Here is a 20863-nt window from a genome sequence, read left to right as displayed (position 1 = left end):
CCCCCGCGGGCGACCGCGGGGGCTTTTTGTTGACGTCAGGCGTCAATCTTGTTCAATGCGGCGCCGATCCATTCCGGGTGGAGAAAGATGACTGTCGTTCGATTTCAGGTTGCGGCCGTTTCGGCCGCGCTCGCTTTGTGCACTGCGGTGAGCAGCCCGGCACTGGCGCAAAAGAAATACGACAGCGGCGCTTCCGATACCGAGATCAAGATCGGCAACATCATGCCCTATAGCGGGCCGGCCTCCGCCTATGCCGCGATCGGCAAGGCCGAGGAAGCCTATTTCAACAAGATCAATGCCGAGGGCGGCATCAACGGCCGCAAGATCAAGTTCATCTCCTACGACGACGGCTATTCGCCGCCGAAGACGGTGGAGCAGGCGCGCAAGCTGGTCGAGAGCGACGGTGTGCTGCTGATCTTCGGCTCGCTCGGCACCTCCACCAACGGCGCCATCCGCAAATACATGAACGAGAAGAAGGTGCCGCAGCTGTTCGTGGCGAGCGGCGCCTCCAAGTGGAACGATCCGAAGCAATATCCGTGGACCATGGGCTGGCAGCCGAGCTACGCCAGCGAGGCGCGCATCTACGCCAAATACATCATGAAGGAAAAGCCGGACGCGAAGATCGGCGTGCTCTACCAGAACGACGATTTCGGCAAGGACTATCTGAAGGGGCTGAAGGACGGCTTAGGGGCCAAGGCGTCGATGATCGTGCTCGAAGACAGCTACGACACGTCGGAGCCCGCGATCGACGAGCACGTCGTGAAGCTGAAGGCCTCGGGCGCCGACGTTTTCCTCAGCATCACCACGCCGAAATTCGCCGCGCAGGCGATCAAGAAGGCGGCCGAGATCAACTGGCATCCGGTCCACATCATCTCCAACGTCTCGGCGTCGGTCGGCGGCGTGCTCGAGCCCGCGGGCCTGGAGATCTCGCAAGGCATCCTGTCGGCGAGCTACACCAAGGACGGCTCCGACCCGCAATGGAATGCCGATGACGGCATGAAGAAATTCTATAACTTCCTCGCGCAGTACGACCCCAAGGCCAACAAGCTCGATGCCGGCGTGGTGTTCGGCTATGCCGCGGCCCAGACCATGGTGAAGGTGCTGCAGATGTGCGGCGACGAGCTCACCCATGAGAACGTCATGAAGCAGGCCGCTTCGTTGAAGGATTTCGAGCCCGACACGCTGCTGCCCGGCATCAAGATCAACACCTCCGCCGATAATTTCGCCCCGATCGAGCAGCTCCAGATGATGCGGTTCAAGGGCAGGAAATGGGAGCTGTTCGGCGACATCATCTCGAGCGAGCTCGGCCATTGAGGCCGCGCAACTCAAAATCGCTTCCGGCTGATTAATCAACTCAAGACAGCCGCGCCGTCTCGCAGTCGCACACGGGCGCGCGCCGGTCCCTGACTACTAAAGGAGCAGCCCCTGCGACACAGCCGCGGGGGCTTTCTGTTGAAGGCCCCCGGTAAATCGTATTGAATTGCGTCCGCGCCGCCAAAAATCATCAAGCCAAGAAAAGGGACGCACACACACCAAGAAAATAGGGAGATAGGAATGCCCGCTGTCACCGGCAAACTTGCGGCTGCGTCACTGGCGCTTGCGCTCATTGCGGCCTCGGCCTCCACTGCATCGGCCCAGAAGAAATACGATACCGGCGCGACCGACACCGAAATCAAGATCGGCAACATCATGCCCTACAGCGGACCGGCCTCCGCCTACGGCATCATCGGGCGGACCGAAGCCGCCTATTTCAAGAAGATCAACGACGAGGGCGGCATCAACGGCCGCAAGATCAATTACATCTCCTATGACGACGCCTACTCGCCGCCGAAGACGGTGGAGCAGGCCCGCAAGCTGGTCGAGAGCGACGAGGTGCTGTTCATCTTCAACTCGCTCGGCACGCCGCCGAACTCGGCGATCCACAAATACATGAACTCGAAGAAGGTGCCGCAGCTGTTCGTCGCGACCGGCGCCACCAAGTGGAACGATCCGCAGAACTTCCCCTGGACCATGGGCTGGCAGCCCAATTACCAGAGCGAGACGCAGATCTATGCGAAGTGGCTGCTCAAGAACAAGCCGGACGCCAAGATCGCGGTGCTCTACCAGAACGACGATTACGGCAAGGACTATCTCAAGGGCCTCAAGGATGGCTTAGGGTCCAAGGCCGCCTCGATGATCGTCATCGAAGAGAGCTACGAGACTTCCGAACCGACCATCGACAACCACATCGTCAAGCTGAAGTCGACCGGCGCCGACGTCTTCATGAACATCACGACGCCGAAATTCGCCGCCCAGGCGATCAAGAAGAATGCCGAGATCGGCTGGAAGCCGCTGCACTTCCTCAACAACGTCTCGGCCTCCGTCGGCAGCGTGATGAAGCCGGCCGGCTTCGAGAACGGCCAGGACATCATCTCGGCCGACTATCTGAAGGACGTGTCGGATCCCGCGTGGAACAACGATCCCGGCATGAAGGAGTTTCTGGCGTTCATGACCAAATACTTCCCCGAGGGTGACAAGCTCGATAAGGGCACCATCGTCGGCTATGCCGTGGCACAGACGCTGGTCCAGGTCTTGAAGCAGTGCGGTGACAATCTCACGCGCGAGAACGTCATGAAGCAGGCGGCGAACGTGAAGGACTTCCGCACCGAGGCGCTGCTGCCGGGCGTCAAGATCAACACCTCGCCGACCGATTTCGCGCCGATCAGCCAGCTTCAACTCGAGAAGTTCAAGGGCGAGAAGTGGGAGCTGTTCGGAGACGTGATCAGCGCCGACGTCGGCGGCTAGCCGCCTTAAAGACGAGACGACGGAAAGCCCGCTGCGAGACCATCGCAGGGGGCTTTCTATTGTACGCCGATTATAATCACGCGATTGCACAATCGAATGATGGCAAAGGCCGCTTACGCTTGTCCGCGTGATGCGGTAGGCAAGTGATCGGCGATATCTCGCCAGTTGCTCCCTGTCCGCCGAAGGCCATCGTCATGACCGACCGACGTCCCCTGCTCCGCGCGCTCTACGACGCCGCCGTTGCCGCCGCCCATCCCAGCACGATTCTAGCGCCGCATCTGCGGCCCGCGCCGAAAGGGCGCGTGATCTGCCTCGCGGCCGGCAAGGGCGCGGGTGCGATGGCCGCGGCCGCCGAGCGGCACTATCTCGATACGCTCAAGCTCGCGCCGGAGCGCCTCGTCGGCATCGCCACCACGCGCCACGGCTATGGCGTGCCGACGCGCCGCATCCGCGTGGTCGAGGCCGGTCACCCCGTGCCCGATGAAGCCGGCCTGAAGGGCGCCGCCGATACGCTCGCGCTCGCAAGCGAGGCCGGGCCGGACGATCTGCTGCTGGTGCTGCTCACCGGCGGCGGCTCGGCGAACTGGATCGCGCCGGTGGACGGCATCAGCTTCGCGCAGAAGCAGGCGGTCAACAAGGCGCTGCTCCGCTCGGGCGCGCCGATCGGCGAGATGAACACGGTCAGGAAGCATTTGTCGCGCATCAAGGGCGGCCGGCTGGCGCGCGCCGGCAAGAATGCCGCCGAGATCGTGACGCTGGCGATTTCCGACGTGCCGCACGACGATCCGTCCGCGATCGCCTCCGGTCCCACCGTGCCGGACCCGACCACGCTGGCGGATGCGCGCGCGATCGTCGCGAAATACAAGCTCGCCATCGACGACGCCGTCCGCCGCGCGCTCGACGATCCCGCCAACGAAAGCTGCAAGCCGGGTGACGCCGCCTTCGCGCGTGCGCATTTCGAGCTGATCGCGCGGCCCAAGCAATCGCTTGACGCCGCGGTGAAGCTCGCCAAGGAAGCGGGCTACGAGACCATCGATCTCGGCGCCGATCTCGAAGGCGAGGCCCGCGAGGTCGCGGCCGATCACGCCAGGCTCGCGCTTCAAGCACGCGCGCAGGGCAAGCGCCTTGCGATCCTCTCCGGCGGCGAGCTCACGGTCACCGTGCGCGGCAATGGGCGCGGCGGCCCGAACCAGGAATACGCGCTGGCGTTAGCCTCGCTGCTGAAGGACACGCCTGATATCTCCGCTCTCGCCGGCGACACCGACGGCGCCGATGGCGGCGCCGGCCACCCCACCGATCCCGCCGGCGCGCTGATCGATGCGGCAACCTTCGCGAAGATGAAGGCGCTGGCGCTGCAGCCGCAGGCGTATCTGGACAACAACGACGCGACGACGTTCTTCGAGGCGACCGGCGATCTGCTGATGCCGGGACCGACGCTGACGAACGTGAACGATATCCGGGTGATTTTGGTGGATTGAGGCGCGCTTACCCTCCCCTGGAGGGGGAGGGTCGATCGCGCGCAGCGCGAGCGGGGTGGGGTGACGGTGCCTCCACAACGAACGCTGCCCGTGTGGAGAGATCACCCCACCCCGGCGCTTCGCGCCGACCCTCCCCCTCCAGGGGAGGGTAAGAGTCAAAACTCGTTCGCGATCTTCGAGAGCATCTCGATCAGGGCTTCGCGGTTGGACTGCCCGAGCAGCTCGTTCAGCCGGGACTCGTGCTTGGTGGCGACGAGCTTTTTCGCCCGGGTCAGCACGGCCTTGCCCTTGTCGGTCAGCACCAGGATGTGCGAGCGGCGGTCGTTGGTGGAGCGGATCCGGGCGCAGAGGTCGCGGCTCTCCAGATTGTCGAGCATCGCCACGAAGTTCGGGCGCAGGATGCCCAGCGTCGAGGCGATCTCGGTCTGGTTACGGCCCGGATTCTTCTCGACCAGCAGCAGCACCGAGAACTGCGCGGGCGTGAGCTGGAGCGAGGCCATGCAGCGCAAGAAGTTCTCGAACACCTTGAGCTGCGCCCGCTTCAGCACGTAGCCGAGCTGCTCGGAGAGCTCGCCAAGCTGGAGGGCTTCGGGCTGGGCCTCGGCCGCGTCCTTGCGGCCCTTGGCCGCGTCGCCGGGCTTTTCAGAAGACTTTTCAGCGGTTTTGGAAACGGTCATCGCCTCGTGCTCGTGATCCCGCTAAATTCGGGGCGGGTCGTCCACCCACCCTTGAAGTTATATTTGATAATTGTTATGGACCATATCAAATATCGTCAGCGTTTCAATGGCTGTGAGCGGACCGTCCACCGCAATTGCGGAGGCCGGTCCCGATCTTGAGGGGGAGCGTCCGGTCTTGAATACCACCATCATGCTGTTCCTGGTACAGGACGGCATCACCAATGGCGCGATCTATGCGCTGCTCGGCCTGGCGCTGGTGCTGGTGTTCGCCGTCACGCGGGTCATCCTCATTCCCCAGGGCGAATTCGTCACCTACGGCGCGCTGACCTATGCCTCGCTGGCGGCGGGCCAGATGCCGGGCACGGCAAAGCTCGCGCTGGCGCTGGGCATCGGCGCCTTCGTGTTCGACCTGTTCGTGGCGCGCAAGGCGCTGCACGGCCGCCTGATCGTGCGCAGCCTCGTCACCAATGTCGTGCTGCCAGCCATCGTGCTGGCGCTGACCATCTACTTCGCCGCCCAGAAGCCGCCGGTGGCGGTCTGCATCGCGCTGTCGCTGGTGATCGTGGCGACGATCGGCCTCTATCTCTACCGCATCGCCTTCCAGCCGCTGGCGCACACCTCCGTGCTGGTGCTGCTGATCGCATCGGTGGGCGTCCACCTCGCGCTGCAGGGCCTCGGCCTGCTGTTCTTCGGCGCCGAAGGCCAGCGCGGACCCGCCGTGCTGTCAGGCGCGTTCACCGCCGGCGCGCTGCGCTTCACCGGCCAGAGCATCACCGTCTACGCCATCACCATCGCCTTCATCGTCGGGCTCTGGCTGTTCTTCGGGCTGACGCTCTACGGCAAGGCGCTGCGCGCGACCGCCGTGAACCGGCTCGGCGCCCGCCTCGCCGGCATCCGCACCACGCTGTCAGGGCAGATCGCCTTCCTGCTGGCCTCCGTCATCGGCGCGCTGTCGGGCATCATGATCGTACCGATCACGACGCTCTATTACGACTCCGGCTTCCTGATCGGCCTGAAGGGCTTTGTCGCCGCGATCATCGGCGGCCTCGTCAGCTATCCGCTCACCGCCGTCGCGGCGCTGGTCGTCGGCATCGTCGAGGCGTTCTCGTCCTTCTACGCCTCCAACTACAAGGAAGTGATCGTCTTCATGCTGCTGATCCCCGTGCTGCTGCTGCGCTCGCTCGCCGCGCCCGCGGTCGAGGAAGAGAAGGACTGACGCGCATGCAGAGCCGGCTTCCCATCCTCATCTTCGCGCTTCTCATGGCGGCGATCCCGCATCTCCCGGGCATGCCGCCGTTCTGGATCGTGCTGCTCGACAATATCGGCCTTGCCGCCCTCGTCGCGATGGGCCTCGTGCTGCTCACCGGCGTCGGCGGCCTGACCTCGTTCGGCCAGGCGGCTTTCGTCGGCTTCGGCGCTTACACCACCGCGGTGCTGTCGACGGCCTATGGCCTGTCGCCGTGGCTGACCTTGCCGCTGTCGCTGCTGGTCAGCGGATCGTTGGCGGTCCTGCTCGGGCTGGTGACCGTCCGTCTCTCCGGGCACTATCTGCCGCTCGGCACGCTCGCCTGGGGGCTGGGCCTGTTCTATCTCTTCAGCAAGCTGGAATTTTTGGGAAGAAACGACGGCATCTCGGCGATCCCGCCGCTGTCGATCGGTTCGTTCAAGATGCTGTCGCCCGGCTCGATCTATTACGCGATCTGGGTTGCCGTGATCCTCTCGGCCCTGCTCACGATGAACCTGCTGGATTCCCGCACCGGCCGCGCCATCCGCGCGCTGCGGCGCGGACACGTCGCTGCCGAAGCGTTCGGCGTGCACACGCCGCGCGCCAAGCTCCTGGTGTTCATCCACGCCGCGGTGCTCGCCGGCCTCTCCGGCTGGCTCTACGCGCACCTCCAGCGCGCGGTGAACCCGACGCCATTCGGCGCGCAGGCCGGCATCGAATATCTCTTCATCGCGGTGGTCGGCGGCGCCGGCTATGTCTGGGGCGGCGTGCTGGGCGCGGCGATCGTCGTGGTCCTGAAGGAGGTGCTGCAAAGTTATTTACCGCTGATCCTGCCCGGCTCCGGCCAGGTCGAGACCATCGTGTTCGGCATCATGCTGGTGGCGCTGCTCCAGCTTGCGCCCGGCGGCGTCTGGCCCTGGCTGATGTCGTTCCTGCCCGAACGAACCAGCGGCAAGAAGCCGGACACCTCGCTGAAACTGGAGCAGCGCACCCGCGCGGCCGGCCAGTCCGGCGTCCTGCTCCAGGTCGAGAAGGCGCGAAAGCAGTTCGGCGGCGTGATCGCGGTCAACAACGTCTCCTTCGACGTGCAGGCGAAAGAGATCGTCGCTTTGATCGGACCGAACGGCGCCGGCAAGAGCACGACGTTCAACCTGATCACCGGCGTGCTGTCGGCGACCTCGGGCTCGATCTCGGTGCTCGGCAAGAAGGTCGACAGGGCGCCTCCGCAGGAGATCGTCAAGCTCGGCATCTCCCGCACCTTCCAGCATGTGAAGCTCGTCCCCGACATGACCGTGCTGGAGAATGTCGCGATCGGCGCGCATCTGCGCGGCCATTCGGGACCGATCTCCTCGATGCTGCGGCTCGACCGCGCCGATGAAGCGAGGCTGCTCGCGGAGGCCGCCCGCCAGATCGAGCGCGTGGGCCTCGCCGAGCAGATGCATCAGCTCGCAGGCTCGCTCTCGCTCGGCCAGCAGCGCATCGTCGAGATCGCGCGTGCGCTGTGCGTCGATCCGATGCTGCTACTGCTCGACGAGCCGGCCGCCGGCCTGCGCCACATGGAGAAGCAGCGCCTTGCCGCGCTGCTGCGCGAATTGCGCGACGGCGGCATGAGCGTGCTTCTTGTCGAGCACGACATGGGCTTCGTGATGAACCTCGCCGACCGCATCGTGGTGCTCGATTTCGGCACCAAGATCGCGGAAGGCACGCCCGCCACGATCAAGACCAATCCCGAAGTGATCAAGGCCTATCTCGGAGTGGCGGCATGAGCGCGCTGTTGTCCGTCGCCGACGCCCATGTCGCATATGGCAAGGTCGAGGCCGTGCGTTCGGTCTCGCTCGAGGTCGGCGCCAACCAGATCGTCACCATCGTCGGGGCCAATGGCGCCGGCAAGACCACGCTGCTCTCCGCCATCATGGGCATTTTGCCACTGAAAGGCCGTGTCGCCTTCGCAGGACAAGATCTGTCACGGCTCGACATCGAGGACCGCGTCGCGATGGGGCTCGGCCTCGTTCCAGAGCACCGCGAGCTGTTCGTGACCATGAATGTCGAGGACAATCTCGAGCTGGGGGCCTTCCGCATCGAGCGCAGCAAGGCGAAAGCCTCGATGGAGCGCGTCTACACGCTGTTCCCGCGGCTGAAGGAGCGGCGCAAGCAGTTGGCGGGCACCCTCTCCGGCGGCGAGCAGCAGATGCTCGCGATGGGCCGCGCGCTGATGGGCGAGCCGAAGCTCTTGATGCTGGACGAGCCGAGCCTCGGCCTCGCCCCGATCATCGTCGCCGACATCTTCCGGATCGTCACCGAGCTCCGCGCCGGTGGTGTCTCCGTGCTGCTGGTCGAGCAGAACGCGCAGGCCGCGCTGAAGATCGCGGACCAGGCCTATGTGATGGAACTCGGCGAGTTCGTGCTCAGCGGCAAGGCCAGCGATATCGCGGCGAACGAGCGCGTGGCGGCCAGCTATCTCGGCTTCCAGCACGAAGGCGCGAGTGTGATCTGATTGCCTGGCTGGCTCCTCTTCCTTCTCCCCTTGCACGAGAAGGTGGCATAGGCGGCCTCGGCCGCCGTTCTTAAGAACGCCGATGCTTCGCATCGGCGGCTATACCGCCTGATGAGGGGCTCTCTCCGCGAATTGCGACGTGGGACCATCGCAGGCAGAGAGAAACCCCTCACCCGTCTCGTCGCTACGCGACGAGCCACCCTCTCCCGCAAGGGGAGAGGGTGCACCGTGCGAGCCTGACTAGCTTTCGCTTGAAGGCAGACTCGCTTTTCCCTTCAACGCTGCGACCTCCGCTTCCAGCTCTGCGATCCGCTGGTCCCTCGCCGCAAGCGCTGCCGCGACATCCGGCGCATCGAACTTCTGCGGAATGTGCTGCGGGCAGTTGGTGTCCCACGCTGCGATCTTGAACAGGATCACCTGCTCCGGGCGCGCGCGGTAGCCCTTGGGCATCAGCGACGTCGTCAGCGCCTCGTCGTCCTCGACGACGCGCGCCTCGCCCCAGATCTTCACGCGGCGGCGATGGGCGTAGTCCATCACGAAGATATAGGCCTTGGGATTCTCGGACAGGTTTCCCTGCGTGATGTATTGCCGGTTGCCGGCGTAGTCCGTGAAAGCCAGCGTCTGCTTGTCCAGCACCTTCAAAAACCCCTTCGGGCCGCCGCGATGCTGGATGTAGGGCTGGCCATCGGCCGATGCCGTGGCGAAATAAAAACTGTTGGCGTCAGCCAGGAACGCCGCGAGGTTCTCGTCGACCTCGGTGCGCCAGCCGCGCTGCTCGGCATGGGCATAGCCTTCGCGCGATCCCTTTCGGGTCTGGATCGATTTCACCGCCGGCGTGAATGCCACGTCGCTGGCGTAGGTGAGAGCTGCCGTCATCGGAACATCTCCTGAAATCCCGGCGCATTCCTGCGTCTTTCGGGGTCTAAGGTGGCCCTTCCGGCGGCCAAAACAATCTGGCGGCTTGACACTTCATCATTGCAATATATGCAATAATATCATGGACCGCCTCGAAGCCATGCACGTCTTCGTCACCGTCGCCGATCTGCGCGGCTTTGCGCCGGCGGCGCGCAAGCTGCAGCTGTCGCCTTCGGCCGTGACGCGGCTGATCGCGGCGCTGGAGGAGCATCTCGGCGCGCGGTTGCTGCAACGCACCACCCGGCAGGTGAGATTGACCGATGTCGGCACGCGCTATCTGGAGCGGGCGCGGCGCATCCTCGCCGACGTCGAGGAGGCCGATGGCTCCGCGCGCGAGGAGCGCAACCGGCCGAGCGGGCGTCTCGTGGTGTCGGCGCCGATCGGCTTCGGCCGGCTCCATGTCGGGCCGGTGATGACCGCCTACCTCAAGCGCTATCCCGAGGTCGCCTGCGAACTCAGGCTATCGGACCATCTGGTCAACCTCGTCGAGGATGCCGTCGACGCCGCCGTCCGCATCGGCCATCTCGCCGACTCCTCCCTCGTCGCGCGCCAGGTCGGCGAGATGCGGCGGATCGTGGTGGCGACGCCGGGCTATCTGAAGCGCCATGGCGAGCCGAAGACGCCGGAGGCGCTGCTCGAACACCAGACCATCGCGTTCGGCCCGTCCGCGAGCTGGCGCTTCGTGCAGGACGGCCGCGACATCGAGGTCATGGTCAACCCGCGCTTCACCAGCAACAGCGCCGACGCCGCCCTGCAATATGCCGAAGCCGGCGGCGGCGTGACGCGCGTGCTGGCCTATCAGGCCGCGGAGGGCCTCAAGCGCGGGCGGCTCAAGATCGTGCTGGCGAAATACGAGCAGCCGGCGCTGCCGATCCACATCGTCTATCCGACCTCGCGCCTGCTCTCGGCCAAGGTGCGCGCATTCATCGATCTCGTGGTGGAGACCGCGGAGTGGAGGTTTGGGTGATGGTCTCGTGTCCCGGACGCGCTGCAACGCGTAGCGTTGCGGCGCAGAGCCGGGACCCGGAACGCCAGAGCATGGGCTGCGGATGGATGGGCCCCGGCTCTGCGGAGCGGCACTTCGCGCCGCACCGCGTCCGGGGCACGAGAGCCTTACCCCTTCTTCGGCACCACGCGGAACGTCCCGCTCGCCCGTGCGATCACAGCGTCGTCGGCCTTGATCAGGCATTGCGCGAAGCAGATCGTCTTGCCGGTCTTGATCACGTCGCTCTCGATCGAACACCACTGCCCGATCTCGGCGGAGCCGACGAAATCGACCGAGAGTGAGACCGTCACGAACGAAGTGGTCCAGTTCGTCACCAGCGCGCAGCTATAGCCCATGGCGTTGTCGGCAAGCGCGGCGATGAGGCCGCCGTGGATCAAGCCACGGCCGTTGGTGTGCGGCCTTGCCAGCCGGAGGCCAATAATGACTGCCTTGTCGGTGTTCTTCGCGTAAAGCGGCTCCCAGGGTTCGGTGAGAGGGCTCTTGCGAAACAACGGCTCGAAGCCGTCGGGGATGTCGGTGTCAGTCATGGGTGTCTCGCGTTGCTGGCTGGCGCCATTGAACGCGATGTGGATGACAGTTGCACCGCCTACAAAGTTTTAAACGGGATTTGCGCGGGTGTTTGAAACGGGCGTCGTCGTCGGTGCCGTAGGGTGGGCAAAGGCGCGAAGCGCCGTGCCCACCATCTCTCCACAAAACACAAGGTTGGTGGGCACGCTTCGCTTTGCCCACCCTACGGCACCTACGGCACCGATGGCACCCGTCCTAAAACGGCAGCCCCACATAGTTCTCCGACAGCGACGTCATCGCGGCCTGCGACTGCGTGACGTAGTCGAGCTCGGCGAGCTGGATGCGCCCGCCGATGGTGCCGGTGTCGGGGAATTTGTGCAGCATCGAGGTCATCCACCAGGAGAAGCGCACCGCTTTCCAGACCCGTGCCAGCGCCGTGGCGGAATAGGCGTCGATGCCGGCGTTGGACTTCTCGTCGTAGAATTCGCGGAGTGCGTTTGACAGATAATGCGCATCGCTGGCAGCCAGGTTCAGCCCCTTCGCGCCGGTCGGTGGCACGATGTGGGCAGCGTCGCCGCACAGGAACATCTTGCCGAACCGCATCGGCTCGGCGACGAAGCTGCGCAACGGCGCAATGCTCTTCTCGATCGAGGGGCCCGTGACCAGATTGTCGGCCGCCTCCTGGTCGAGCCGGCGCTTCAATTCGTCCCAGAAGCGGTCGTCCGGCCATTGGTCGACATGGTCGTCGAGCGCGCACTGCACATAGTAGCGGCTGCGCTTGGTCGAGCGCATGGTGCAGAGCGCGAAGCCGCGGGCATGGTTGGAATAGATCAGTTCGTGGCTGACAGGGGGCGTCTCCGAGAGGATGCCGAGCCAGCCGAACGGGTAGATCCGCTCGAACTCCTCGATCGCCGTGGCCGGGACGCTGGCGCGGCTGACGCCGTGAAAGCCATCGCAGCCGGCGATGAAGTCGCAATCGATCGTGTGGGTGACCCCGTCCTTGACATAGGTGACGCGCGGCCGACTGCCGTCGAAATCATGCGGCTGCACGTCCTTGGCCTCGTAGACCGAGGTGAGACCCGCGGCCTTGCGCGCATTCATCAGGTCGAGCGTGACCTCGGTCTGGCCATAGATCATGACCGTCTTGCTGGTCGCGGCCTTCATGTCGATGCGGTGACGGCGGCCGGAAAAGGCGAGCTCGATGCCTTCATGCACCAGGCCTTCGGCATGCGCCCGCGCGCTGGCGCCGATCTGGTCGAGCAGCGCGACGGTTCCCTCCTCGAGGAGGCCAGCACGGATGCGGCCGAGTACGTAGTCCGGGCTCTGCCGCTCCAGAACCACATTGTCGATGCCGTATTGGTGCAGCAGTTGCCCAAGCAACAATCCGGCCGGCCCGGCCCCGATGATTGCGACTTTTGTCCGCAATACTTGCTCCTCCCGATCCTGTAGGTTTTCGCCGCGGCTCGCTTGTCGCCTCGGTCCGCGCAAGATAATTATATCATATAATCGTTGGGCAAAAGGGGAGTGCGCCCGAGCAGCGACAAATCCATGCAACATGGCTGACGTAGATGACGCGGCGGCACGCCGCGCCAGTTCCGGCTTGAATGCGCCGGCAAATTAGATAACATGTTAATTAATGAGACCGGGCCATCGAAGCCCGCCGTCGAAACAGGGAGAGACGACCGATGAGGAAAGCCTGTCTGGCGTTGCTGCTGGCAGTAAGCGTGAGCCCCGCGTTCGCGCAGGACAAGACCTTCGACCTGAAAGTCTCGCACTGGGTGCCGGCGTCGCATCCGCTGCAGAAGTCGCTGGAAGACTGGGTGGCCGCGGTGAACAAAGATTCCGGCGGCACCATCACCGGCAAGGTGTTTCCCGCCCAGCAGCTCGGCAAGGCGTTCGACCATTACGACATGGCACGCGACGGCATCGCCGACGTCACCTACGTCAATCCCGGCTACCAGCCCGGCCGCTTCCCGATCGTCGGCGCCGGCGAATTGCCGTTCCTGATCTCGGACGCCAAGGGCGGCTCGATGGGGCTGGACGCCTGGTACCGCAAATATGCCGAGAAGGAGATGAAGGACGTCAAATACTGCCTCGCCTTCGTCCACTCGCCCTCCTCCTTCCATTCCAAGACCAAAAAGATCGTGATGCCGGAAGACGTGAAGGGCCTGAAGATCCGTCCCGCGCACGCCACCATGGCGAATTTCGTCACCTCGCTCGGCGGCACCAATGTGCAGTCCTCCGCGCCCGAAGTGCGCGACATCATCGAGCGCGGCGTCGCCGACGGCGTCACCTTCCCCTGGGGCTCGCTGGTGCTGTTCGGCATCGACAAGGTGACCAAGTACGACATGGAGGCGCCGCTCTACACCACGACCTTCGTGTTCGTGATGAACAAGGACAAGTACAACGCGATGTCCGACAAGCAGAAGGCCGCGATCGACAAGAACTGCTCGACCGAGATGGCCGGCGTGGTCGGCGAGCACTGGGGCAAGTTCGAGGATGCGGGCATCGACAAGGTCAAGGCGGAATCCAATCATGAGGTCTACAAGCTGACACCCGAGCAGACCGCCGCCTGGAAGAAGGCAGCCGAGCCGCTGGTCAAGACCTGGGGCGAAGGCGCCAAGAAGGCCGGCGCCGATCCCGACGCCGCGTTGGCGGATCTGAAGGCCTCGCTGAAGAAGTACAACGCGCTGGCGGAGTAGGCGCCGCGGCGAAAGAAGCACGGTGGCGAGGACATCTCGCCGCCGTTGTTCTTCAGGCGGGTTGAACGGTGAGGAGCGCACGCCGCTTCCTCCCCCCTCTCCCCGCCTGCGGGGAGAGGGTTGGGGTGAGGGGGAGTCTCCGCGGGGCGGTGGCAGTTGGACGCGCGGAGAGTCCCCCTCACCCGGAATCCGCGCTTCCAGCGCGAATTCCGGCCTCTCCCCGCACGCGGGGAGAGGCAAAGTGCGCGGCGACATCTGAATCAAGAGAATGACCTCACGCGATAGGACTCTCCCATGAAGCGCTCCTGGATGGACCGCATCATCGACACGATCGAATGGATCGCGGCCGGCTTCGTCGGCATCGTCGCGCTCGACATCTTCCTGTCGGTGCTGCTGCGCAACACGCTGAATTACTCGATCCCCGATTCGTTCGATATCGGCCGGATGCTGCTCGGCATCCTCATCTTCTGGGGCATCGCCGCGACGTCCTATCGCGGCACCCACATCACGGTCGATCTCGTCTGGGGCAATGTCGGGCCGCGCTACCAGCGCTGGATCGACGTGTTCGCAACGCTGGTGCTGCTGTTCGTCGTCACCGTGCAGACCTGGACGCTGTTCGACAAGGTGCGCGGCACCTACAACGACAACGTCCAGACCTTCGACATGCACATGCCGACCTGGCCGTTCTTCGCGGTCGCGTGGATCGGTGATGCCGCGGCCGTGCTGCTGATCGCGATCCGCACCTACCGCCTGATCTTCCATCCCGAAGACATGCACGATCCCAAATTGAAGGCGACGGAGTAATCATGAGCACCGATGCCGTCGCCTTAATCGGCTTCGTTTCCCTGTTCGTCCTGATGCTGCTGCGCGTGCCCGTCGGCATGGCCATGGGCCTCGTCGGCGTGTCCGGCTTCGCCTATCTCGTCAACGGGACGGCGGCGCTGAAGCTGGTCGGCCAGACCTCGATGCGCACGGTCACCGACTACACCTTCGGCGTCATCCCGATGTTCCTGCTGATGGGCTCTTTCGTCAGCAATTCAGGCATGAGCCGCGAACTGTTCCGCGCCGCCAACGGCTTTGTCGGGCATCTGCGCGGCGGGCTCGGCATCGCCACCGTCGGCGCCTGCGGCGGCTTCGCCGCGATCTGCGGCTCCTCCGTCGCGACCGCCGCGACCTTCTCCGCCGTCGCCTATCCCGAGATGCGCCGCTTCGGCTATCCGCAGTCGTTTGCCACCGGCGTGATCGCGGCGGGCGGCACGCTGGGCGCGATGCTGCCGCCCTCTACCGTGCTCGCGGTCTACGGGATCATCACCGAGCAGGACATCGGAAAGCTCTTCATCGCCGGCATCATTCCGGGCCTGCTGGCAATGACCATGTACATGATCACGATCTTCCTGATCGGTCATTTCCGCCCGGACTTCCTGCCCAAGGGCAAGGTGCTGCCGTGGCGCGAGCGCTTTGCGGGCCTGAAGGACATCTGGGCGCCGGTCTTGCTGTTCGTCTTCGTCATCGGCGGCCTCTACGGCCTGCCCTTCCTGCCGCGCTTCACGCCGACGGAAGCCGGCGGCGTCGGCGCCGCGGGCGCCTTCATCATCGGCGTTGTCACCGGGCGGCTCGACCGCGAGAAGATCTTGGCCTCACTGCTGCAGGCGACGCGTACCGCGGCCGCCGTGTTCACCGTGCTGATCGGCGCGCTGATCTTCGGCTATTTCCTCACGGTGACGCAGACGCCGCAGAAGGTGACCGAATTCCTCACCGGTCTCGGCCTCGGCCCCTACGGCGTGCTGGCGCTGATCATGGTGATGTATCTCGTGCTCGGCTGCCTGATGGACGCCATGGCGATGATCATCCTCACCGTGCCGATCATCTTTCCCGTGATCACGCATCTCGGGTTTGATCCGATCTGGTTCGGCGTCATCATCGTGATGACCGTCGAGCTCGGCCTGATCCATCCGCCGGTCGGGATGAACGTCTTCGTCATCAAGAGCGTGGTGAAGGACGTCTCCTTCTCCACGATCTTCAAGGGCGTGATCCCGTTCGTGGCGACGGACCTCGTGCGGCTGGTGATTTTGATCGCGTTCCCTCTGCTGGCGACCTGGCTGCCGACACGGATGATGGCGAATTAGCTGAACGAAGATCGTCACTTACCCTCCCCCTCCAGGGGAGGGTCGAACGCAGCTTCGTTGGTCATAGCAAGTAAGAGGTGCCCATGACTCCCACCCTCGAGACCAAATACGTCTTCACCATCACCACAAAAATCGGCGACGTCGTCACCGCCGGCGAAACCGGCATCGGCGTCCGCCGCATCATCCCGATTATCGGCGGCGAGGTGGCGGGCGCGATCACGGGCAAGGTGCTGCCGTTCGGCGCCGACTTCCAGACCATCCGTCCGAACGAGCTGATCGACCTCGAAGCGAAATACGCCTTCGGGACCGATGACGGCGCCGTTGTCTATGTCGAGAACAAGGGCATGCGCTTCGGCCCGGTCGAGCTGCTGCAAAAGCTGAAGCGCGGCGAGCCGGTCGATCCGAAGCTGATTTACTTTCGCACGGTCCCGAAATTCGAGACGGGGCACGAGAAGTATCGCTGGCTGATGGAGCACATTTTTGTCGGCTCAGCCGCACGCCATGCGGATCGCGTCGTGATCGACGTGCATCAGGTGGTGTGAGGGTCACGCATGCTGCGATTGTAGTGGAGCCGAGCGCACTACTTCGCCGCAGCGATCCAGTCGGTGGCCTTCATCCGCGCGACCAGTTTTGGCTGTCCTGACGGATCGGGCCTGTAGACGAACGCCTCGCCTTCCTGCACATCGCCGGCGTCCTTGCCGAAGGCGTCGGCAAAGTTGGTCTTGTGGGTGACCAGGAGGGTATCGGTTGCCCCGGACGGAGGCGTGTTGACGAGGTCGCGCACCGCGGCACCCGCCTTGCGATTGGCGCCGCCCGGGTTCGCCATCGCCGATGCGCCGCCCCCACTGTCGGTCAATGCGTCGACCGCCTGGACGTCCCGGCTGGACAACAGTTTTCCCGTCTCGACGGCGCGGTTGAGTTTGCTGGTGAGCACAAGACCGATGGGAATGCCGAGCTTCCTGACGGCCCGGCCGACGTCCGCAGCCATCTCGCGCCCGTTCGTGCTGAGCTGACGCTGCGCCGTCATGTCGGTGAAGTTGAGGGGATAGACGTCCTTTTGACTGTCGTCCGTAGCGCCATGGCGGAACATGATGACATAGCCACCGCCCCGGAGCTCGCTCACCAGCGCATCGTTATCGACCGCTCCTGCCGGATACAAAGGGGCCGGAAAGACCAGGAGAGCGATGCAGGCAATCTTCCTCATTGGACACCTCCGATGAGCCGGCCATCAATCCACGCACCCAAATGCCCGCGGCGGCGGCGAAAAGCTTTGCCGGGCGCTTGCGGTTTCCTTAATTGTTGCTCCAGATTCGCCCTTTTCGGCGGCGAGGCCCGCGGTCAGCAACCCTGAATCCGCCTTTGACGCAAGGCTCGGCTGGTTTCAGGATGGTCCGGCGCAAGGTTGTGCAGACCACGGGAGTCCCACCATGTCTCTTATGGCTTCCAGCGAACCAGCTCCCCGACACACCTTCGACTCCGCCGAAATGGGCGCCATCGCTCATCTCTACCGCGGCGAGGTCTATCGATCGACGATCTGGCGAACGCGGCTCGACAACACGACCAATTGGGCGATCGTCACGATGGGCATCGCACTGTCGACGACCTTTTCGAGCCCGGAGGCTTCGCCTCTGCCGCTCGTACTCGTCGGACTGCTCCTTGCCGTGTTCCTTGGTATGGAGGCGCGGCGTTATCGCTATTTCAATGTCTGGCGTGCCCGGGCTCGTTGGCTGGAGAGGAATTTCTATGCGCCAATCTTCACCGGCGAAGCGCACGATGACAGCTGGAAGGATGTCCTCGCGCGCGACTACACTGCGCCCCGCCATCACATTTCGTTTGTCCGCGCGGCCGGACGGCGGTTGCGTCGCAATTACGTCTGGATCCTCGCCATCCAGGCAACCGCCTATTACGGCAAGATTGCAATCCATCCGACGCCTGCGTTGACCTTGACGGAACTTATTGATCGCGCCGCCGTCGGACCGATTCCCGGCTGGATCGTTCTGATCATGGGCTTTGCCTACAATTTCGGGTGGCTGGCGTTCGCGCTCGGCACGATGTGGCTCGACCAACGCGAGCACGGGACCAAGGGCGACCAGGTGGCGATGGGTTGATGACGCGGAGCGGTTACCCGTTCCTGGGGGAGCCGAGACGAGTGTAGCGGCCCGCCGTCAGGGACGGGCTGCTCCGTCTTGACTCCCCCAGAATTCGTTATACAACATAACTATTCTGACAAGGACGCAAATGACACAGGGAAACGCCGAGACCGCTGACGCGGGCGCCTCCGGGCTTTTGAGGATCGAGCGGGCGGACCGGGTTCTGACCGTGGGCCTGAACCGGCCGGCCAAGCGCAATGCGCTCAATGACGGCATTATCCTCGAAATCGGCGAGTGCTTTGCCTCCCTGCCCGAGGATATCGGCGCGGTCGTCATCCACGGCATTGGCGATCATTTCTCCAGCGGTCTCGACCTCTCCGAGCTCCAGGACCACGACGCGACCGGCGGCCTCCTCCATTCCCAGATGTGGCACCGGGTGTTCGACCGCATCCAGTACAGCCGCGTGCCCGTGATCGCCGCGCTCCGGGGCGCGGTCATCGGCGGCGGGCTGGAGCTTGCCTGCGCCGCCCATATCCGCGTCGCCGAGCCCTCGACCTATTTCGCCCTGCCGGAAGGGCAGCGCGGCATCTTCGTCGGCGGCGGCGGCTCGGTGCGGCTGCCGCGGCTGATCGGCGTTGCCAGGATGATGGACATGATGCTGACCGGCCGCGTCTACAGCGCGACCGAAGGCGCCTCCTACGGCTTTGCGCAATATGTGACGGAGGCCGGCAACGGGCTCGGCAAGGCGCTGGAGCTTGCGACCAAGGTCGCCGCCAACGCGCCGCTGACGAACTTCGCCGTGCTGCAGGCGCTGCCGATGATCGCGGAGGCCAATCCGCAGGCCGGCCTGTTGATGGAATCGCTGATGGCAACGGTTGCGCAGAGCGACAAAGAGGCAAAACGCAGGATCCGCGAATTCCTCGAGCACAAGACCGCAAAGGTGAAGCCGAAGTCATGAGCGGACAGCCGTCCTCTTCCAGCATGGAGCGCGGCGCGAGCACTTCCCCGCTGCGGCCCATTTCGTTCGGCGATCCCGTCGTCAACATCGAGCGGCGCGACGACGGCACGATTTACCTGCGGCCAAAGCAGCCGCTCGGCGACTATCCGGTCCGCCTCACCGACCGCCTGCATCACTGGGCGACGACGACGCCGGACCGCGTCTTCATGGCCGAGCGCGAAGGCGGCCGCGGCTGGCGCAAGATCACTTACGCCGAGTTGCTCGCCGCGAGCCGGCACATTGCTTCCGGGCTGATTGCGCGCGGCCTGTCGGCGGAGCGGCCGGTCGTCATCCTCTCGGGCAATTCGATCGACCACGCGCTGCTCGCGTTCGGCGCGTTCTATGCCGGAATTCCGTTCTGCCCGGTGTCGCCGGCCTATTCGCTGGTGTCGAAGGATTACGGCAAGCTCTCTTACCTGATGAAGCTGCTGACGCCCGGCCTCGTCTTCGCCGAGGATGCCGGCAAGTTCGCGGATGCGCTCGCCGCCAATGTCTCTGATGGCACCGAGATCGCCGCGTCCTGGGGCAGCGTGCCGGGTCGCGACGTCACCCTGCTCGCCGACCTCATGGCGACGCCGATCCGCAGCGATCTCGACGAGGTGCACAGCAAAATCGGCCCCGACACGATCGCAAAATTCCTGCTGACGTCGGGCTCCACCGGCAATCCCAAGGCGGTCATCAACACCCAGCGCATGATCTGCGCCAACCAGGTGATGCTGCGCGAGACGCTCGCCTTCCTCAAGGACGAGCCGCCCGTCATCATCGACTGGCTGCCCTGGAATCATACGTTTGGCGGCAACCACAATATCGGCCTGACGCTCTACAATGGCGGCTCGATGTATCTCGACGCCGGCAAGCCGGTGCCGGGCGGCATCGAGGAGACCGTGCGCAATCTCCAGGAGATTTCGCCGACGGTCTATTTCAACGTTCCCAAGGGCTATGAATCGCTGCTGCCTTATTTGCGCGACGACCAGGGCCTGCGCGCAAAGTTCTTCGACCGGCTGCACGCGATGTTCTTCTCGGGCGCAGCACTATCGCCGTTCGTCTGGAACAGCCTCGACGAGCTCGCAGTGAAGGAGAAGGGCTACCGCGTGCCGATGCTGACCGGCCTGGGCGCGACCGAGACCGCGCCGTTCTTCATGTCGGTCAATCCGCGCACCAGCCGCTCCGGCCATGTCGGGCTGCCCGTGTCGGGCAATGACGCCAAGCTGGTACCGAACAACGGCAAGATGGAAGTGCGCGCCAAGGGGCCGAACGTGATGCCCGGCTATTGGCGCCAACCCGACATCACCGCAAAATCCTTCGACGAGGAAGGATTTTACAAGATGGGCGACGCGCTCAAGCCCGTCGATCCCGACGATCTCAACGCCGGCTTCGATTTCGACGGCCGCGTCAGCGAAGACTTCAAGCTCGGCAGCGGAACCTGGGTCAGTGTCGGCCCACTGCGTGCGCGCTTCGTCGCGGCCTGCGCGCCGCTGGTGCGCGACGTCGTCATCGCCGGCATCAACCGCGACGAAATCTCCGCGCTGGTGCTGCTCGACCTCGACGGCTGCCGGCTGATCAACCCGACGCTGCCGGCCGACGATCTCACCGTCACCGCCCGCGACCGGCTGGTCCGTGAAGCCTTCCGCGAGCGCCTGACGCGCTTTCTGTCTTCGGCCACCGGTTCCTCGACACGGATCACGCGCGCGATCCTGCTGGATACGCCGCTGTCGATCGACAAGGGCGAGGTCACCGACAAGGGCTCGATCAACCAGCGCGCGGTGCTCGAGCATCGCGGCGCGCTGATCGAGGAGCTCTACGCTGCCAATCCATCGGACCGTGTGATATCGGTCGGGTAGAAACCATCGCTACAGGAGAAC

General features: G+C 64.4%; 19 protein-coding genes. 14 read left to right on the top strand and 5 right to left on the bottom strand.

Annotated elements, in window-relative coordinates:
- Positions 1 to 87 precede the first annotated feature (87 nt).
- The 3 genes from AB7008_RS05655 to AB7008_RS05645 all read left to right on the top strand — a co-directional run bounded on the left by AB7008_RS05655 (position 88) and on the right by AB7008_RS05645 (position 4262).
- Entirely contained in the window at positions 88 to 1314 is a 1227-nt protein-coding gene (locus tag AB7008_RS05655; protein WP_028157360.1) for an ABC transporter substrate-binding protein, read from the top strand.
- A gap of 240 nt (positions 1315 to 1554) precedes the next feature.
- Complete coding sequence (locus AB7008_RS05650) at positions 1555 to 2784, top strand: ABC transporter substrate-binding protein (RefSeq protein WP_028151942.1); 1230 nt, start codon at positions 1555 to 1557, stop codon at positions 2782 to 2784.
- Positions 2785 to 2978: 194 nt separating this feature from the next.
- Complete coding sequence (locus AB7008_RS05645; protein WP_304492728.1) at positions 2979 to 4262, top strand: glycerate kinase type-2 family protein; 1284 nt, start codon at positions 2979 to 2981, stop codon at positions 4260 to 4262.
- Between the two features lie 155 nt (positions 4263 to 4417).
- Here the strand turns inward: AB7008_RS05645 and AB7008_RS05640 are convergent, their stop codons facing one another.
- On the bottom strand, positions 4418 to 4939 hold the full coding sequence (locus AB7008_RS05640; RefSeq protein WP_028157357.1) for a MarR family winged helix-turn-helix transcriptional regulator: 522 nt from the start codon (positions 4937 to 4939) through the stop codon (positions 4418 to 4420).
- Positions 4940 to 5114: 175 nt separating this feature from the next.
- Between AB7008_RS05640 and AB7008_RS05635 the strand changes: the two genes are divergently transcribed.
- Genes AB7008_RS05635 through AB7008_RS05625 form a run of 3 tightly spaced genes read left to right on the top strand, consistent with a single transcriptional unit; the run spans position 5115 to position 8658 of the window.
- Positions 5115 to 6155 carry a branched-chain amino acid ABC transporter permease gene (locus AB7008_RS05635; RefSeq protein ID WP_441258605.1) on the top strand — a complete coding sequence of 347 codons (1041 nt, stop codon included), beginning with the start codon at positions 5115 to 5117 and terminating at the stop codon, positions 6153 to 6155.
- Positions 6156 to 6160: 5 nt separating this feature from the next.
- On the top strand, positions 6161 to 7930 hold the full coding sequence (locus tag AB7008_RS05630) for a branched-chain amino acid ABC transporter ATP-binding protein/permease (RefSeq protein ID WP_049812996.1): 1770 nt from the start codon (positions 6161 to 6163) through the stop codon (positions 7928 to 7930).
- Positions 7927 to 8658: an ABC transporter ATP-binding protein gene (locus AB7008_RS05625; protein ID WP_014498276.1), complete on the top strand. Its 732-nt coding sequence runs from the start codon at positions 7927 to 7929 to the stop codon at positions 8656 to 8658. The genes AB7008_RS05630 and AB7008_RS05625 overlap by 4 nt, the downstream gene beginning before the upstream one ends.
- A 240-nt stretch (positions 8659 to 8898) precedes the next feature.
- Here the strand turns inward: AB7008_RS05625 and AB7008_RS05620 are convergent, their stop codons facing one another.
- The gene (locus AB7008_RS05620; RefSeq protein WP_028157355.1) at positions 8899 to 9534 is read right to left on the bottom strand and encodes a pyridoxamine 5'-phosphate oxidase family protein; all 636 of its coding nucleotides are present in this window, start codon (positions 9532 to 9534) and stop codon (positions 8899 to 8901) included.
- A 121-nt stretch (positions 9535 to 9655) separates the two neighbouring features.
- Between AB7008_RS05620 and AB7008_RS05615 the strand changes: the two genes are divergently transcribed.
- Positions 9656 to 10540, top strand: a complete 885-nt coding sequence (locus tag AB7008_RS05615) for a LysR family transcriptional regulator (protein WP_441258604.1) — start codon at positions 9656 to 9658, stop codon at positions 10538 to 10540.
- Between the two features lie 146 nt (positions 10541 to 10686).
- Here AB7008_RS05615 and AB7008_RS05610 read toward each other — a convergent pair whose 3' ends face one another.
- Complete coding sequence (locus AB7008_RS05610) at positions 10687 to 11106, bottom strand: PaaI family thioesterase (protein ID WP_441258603.1); 420 nt, start codon at positions 11104 to 11106, stop codon at positions 10687 to 10689.
- Positions 11107 to 11341: 235 nt separating this feature from the next.
- A complete protein-coding gene (gene pobA / locus AB7008_RS05605; RefSeq protein ID WP_441258602.1) occupies positions 11342 to 12511 on the bottom strand; it encodes a 4-hydroxybenzoate 3-monooxygenase in 1170 nt (389 codons plus the stop codon).
- Positions 12512 to 12771: 260 nt separating this feature from the next.
- Between pobA and AB7008_RS05600 the strand changes: the two genes are divergently transcribed.
- From AB7008_RS05600 to AB7008_RS05585, 4 genes are all read left to right on the top strand, one after another.
- The gene (locus tag AB7008_RS05600; RefSeq protein ID WP_441258601.1) at positions 12772 to 13788 is read left to right on the top strand and encodes a TRAP transporter substrate-binding protein; all 1017 of its coding nucleotides are present in this window, start codon (positions 12772 to 12774) and stop codon (positions 13786 to 13788) included.
- Between the two features lie 294 nt (positions 13789 to 14082).
- The gene (locus AB7008_RS05595) at positions 14083 to 14592 is read left to right on the top strand and encodes a TRAP transporter small permease (RefSeq protein WP_014498282.1); all 510 of its coding nucleotides are present in this window, start codon (positions 14083 to 14085) and stop codon (positions 14590 to 14592) included.
- Positions 14593 to 14594: 2 nt separating this feature from the next.
- Positions 14595 to 15914 carry a TRAP transporter large permease gene (locus AB7008_RS05590; protein ID WP_028157350.1) on the top strand — a complete coding sequence of 440 codons (1320 nt, stop codon included), beginning with the start codon at positions 14595 to 14597 and terminating at the stop codon, positions 15912 to 15914.
- Between the two features lie 83 nt (positions 15915 to 15997).
- Positions 15998 to 16456 (top strand): DUF3237 domain-containing protein, encoded by a 459-nt coding sequence (locus AB7008_RS05585; RefSeq protein ID WP_441258600.1) that lies wholly within the window; start codon positions 15998 to 16000, stop codon positions 16454 to 16456.
- 38 nt (positions 16457 to 16494) lie between these two features.
- On the opposite strand, the gene AB7008_RS05580 is transcribed toward AB7008_RS05585, so the two are convergent.
- Positions 16495 to 17118, bottom strand: coding sequence for a histidine phosphatase family protein (locus AB7008_RS05580; protein ID WP_441258599.1), 624 nt, complete (start codon positions 17116 to 17118; stop codon positions 16495 to 16497).
- A 223-nt stretch (positions 17119 to 17341) separates the two neighbouring features.
- On the opposite strand from AB7008_RS05580, the gene AB7008_RS05575 reads away from it, so the two are divergent.
- The 3 genes from AB7008_RS05575 (at position 17342) to AB7008_RS05565 (ending at position 20842) form a co-directional block, all read left to right on the top strand.
- The gene (locus AB7008_RS05575) at positions 17342 to 18022 is read left to right on the top strand and encodes a DUF2270 domain-containing protein (protein ID WP_028157347.1); all 681 of its coding nucleotides are present in this window, start codon (positions 17342 to 17344) and stop codon (positions 18020 to 18022) included.
- A 130-nt stretch (positions 18023 to 18152) separates the two neighbouring features.
- On the top strand, positions 18153 to 18962 hold the full coding sequence (locus tag AB7008_RS05570) for a crotonase/enoyl-CoA hydratase family protein (protein ID WP_028151954.1): 810 nt from the start codon (positions 18153 to 18155) through the stop codon (positions 18960 to 18962).
- Positions 18959 to 20842 (top strand): feruloyl-CoA synthase, encoded by a 1884-nt coding sequence (locus tag AB7008_RS05565; protein WP_441258598.1) that lies wholly within the window; start codon positions 18959 to 18961, stop codon positions 20840 to 20842. The genes AB7008_RS05570 and AB7008_RS05565 overlap by 4 nt, the downstream gene beginning before the upstream one ends.
- Positions 20843 to 20863 lie beyond the last annotated feature (21 nt).

Origin of the sequence: Bradyrhizobium sp. 521_C7_N1_3 (assembly GCF_052075975.1) — a bacterium.
Taxonomy (GTDB): Bacteria; Pseudomonadota; Alphaproteobacteria; order Rhizobiales; family Xanthobacteraceae; genus Bradyrhizobium; species Bradyrhizobium japonicum.
This window is presented reverse-complemented; position numbering and strand designations above follow the sequence as displayed.

Bases quoted from the DNA above. Each gene is read 5' to 3' on its own strand.
- AB7008_RS05600 (WP_441258601.1), top strand. From the start codon at position 12,772: ATGAGGAAAGCCTGTCTGGCGTTGCTGCTGGCAGTAAGCGTGAGCCCC.
- AB7008_RS05580 (WP_441258599.1), bottom strand. From the start codon at position 17,118: ATGAGGAAGATTGCCTGCATCGCTCTCCTGGTCTTTCCGGCCCCTTTG.
- AB7008_RS05590 (WP_028157350.1), top strand. From the start codon at position 14,595: ATGAGCACCGATGCCGTCGCCTTAATCGGCTTCGTTTCCCTGTTCGTC.
- AB7008_RS05615 (WP_441258604.1), top strand. From the start codon at position 9,656: ATGGACCGCCTCGAAGCCATGCACGTCTTCGTCACCGTCGCCGATCTG.
- AB7008_RS05620 (WP_028157355.1), bottom strand. From the start codon at position 9,534: ATGACGGCAGCTCTCACCTACGCCAGCGACGTGGCATTCACGCCGGCG.
- AB7008_RS05570 (WP_028151954.1), top strand. From the start codon at position 18,153: ATGACACAGGGAAACGCCGAGACCGCTGACGCGGGCGCCTCCGGGCTT.
- AB7008_RS05630 (WP_049812996.1), top strand. From the start codon at position 6,161: ATGCAGAGCCGGCTTCCCATCCTCATCTTCGCGCTTCTCATGGCGGCG.
- AB7008_RS05595 (WP_014498282.1), top strand. From the start codon at position 14,083: ATGAAGCGCTCCTGGATGGACCGCATCATCGACACGATCGAATGGATC.
- AB7008_RS05645 (WP_304492728.1), top strand. From the start codon at position 2,979: ATGACCGACCGACGTCCCCTGCTCCGCGCGCTCTACGACGCCGCCGTT.
- AB7008_RS05575 (WP_028157347.1), top strand. From the start codon at position 17,342: ATGTCTCTTATGGCTTCCAGCGAACCAGCTCCCCGACACACCTTCGAC.
- AB7008_RS05565 (WP_441258598.1), top strand. From the start codon at position 18,959: ATGAGCGGACAGCCGTCCTCTTCCAGCATGGAGCGCGGCGCGAGCACT.
- AB7008_RS05610 (WP_441258603.1), bottom strand. From the start codon at position 11,106: ATGACTGACACCGACATCCCCGACGGCTTCGAGCCGTTGTTTCGCAAG.
- AB7008_RS05625 (WP_014498276.1), top strand. From the start codon at position 7,927: ATGAGCGCGCTGTTGTCCGTCGCCGACGCCCATGTCGCATATGGCAAG.
- AB7008_RS05585 (WP_441258600.1), top strand. From the start codon at position 15,998: ATGACTCCCACCCTCGAGACCAAATACGTCTTCACCATCACCACAAAA.
- AB7008_RS05655 (WP_028157360.1), top strand. From the start codon at position 88: ATGACTGTCGTTCGATTTCAGGTTGCGGCCGTTTCGGCCGCGCTCGCT.
- AB7008_RS05640 (WP_028157357.1), bottom strand. From the start codon at position 4,939: ATGACCGTTTCCAAAACCGCTGAAAAGTCTTCTGAAAAGCCCGGCGAC.
- AB7008_RS05650 (WP_028151942.1), top strand. From the start codon at position 1,555: ATGCCCGCTGTCACCGGCAAACTTGCGGCTGCGTCACTGGCGCTTGCG.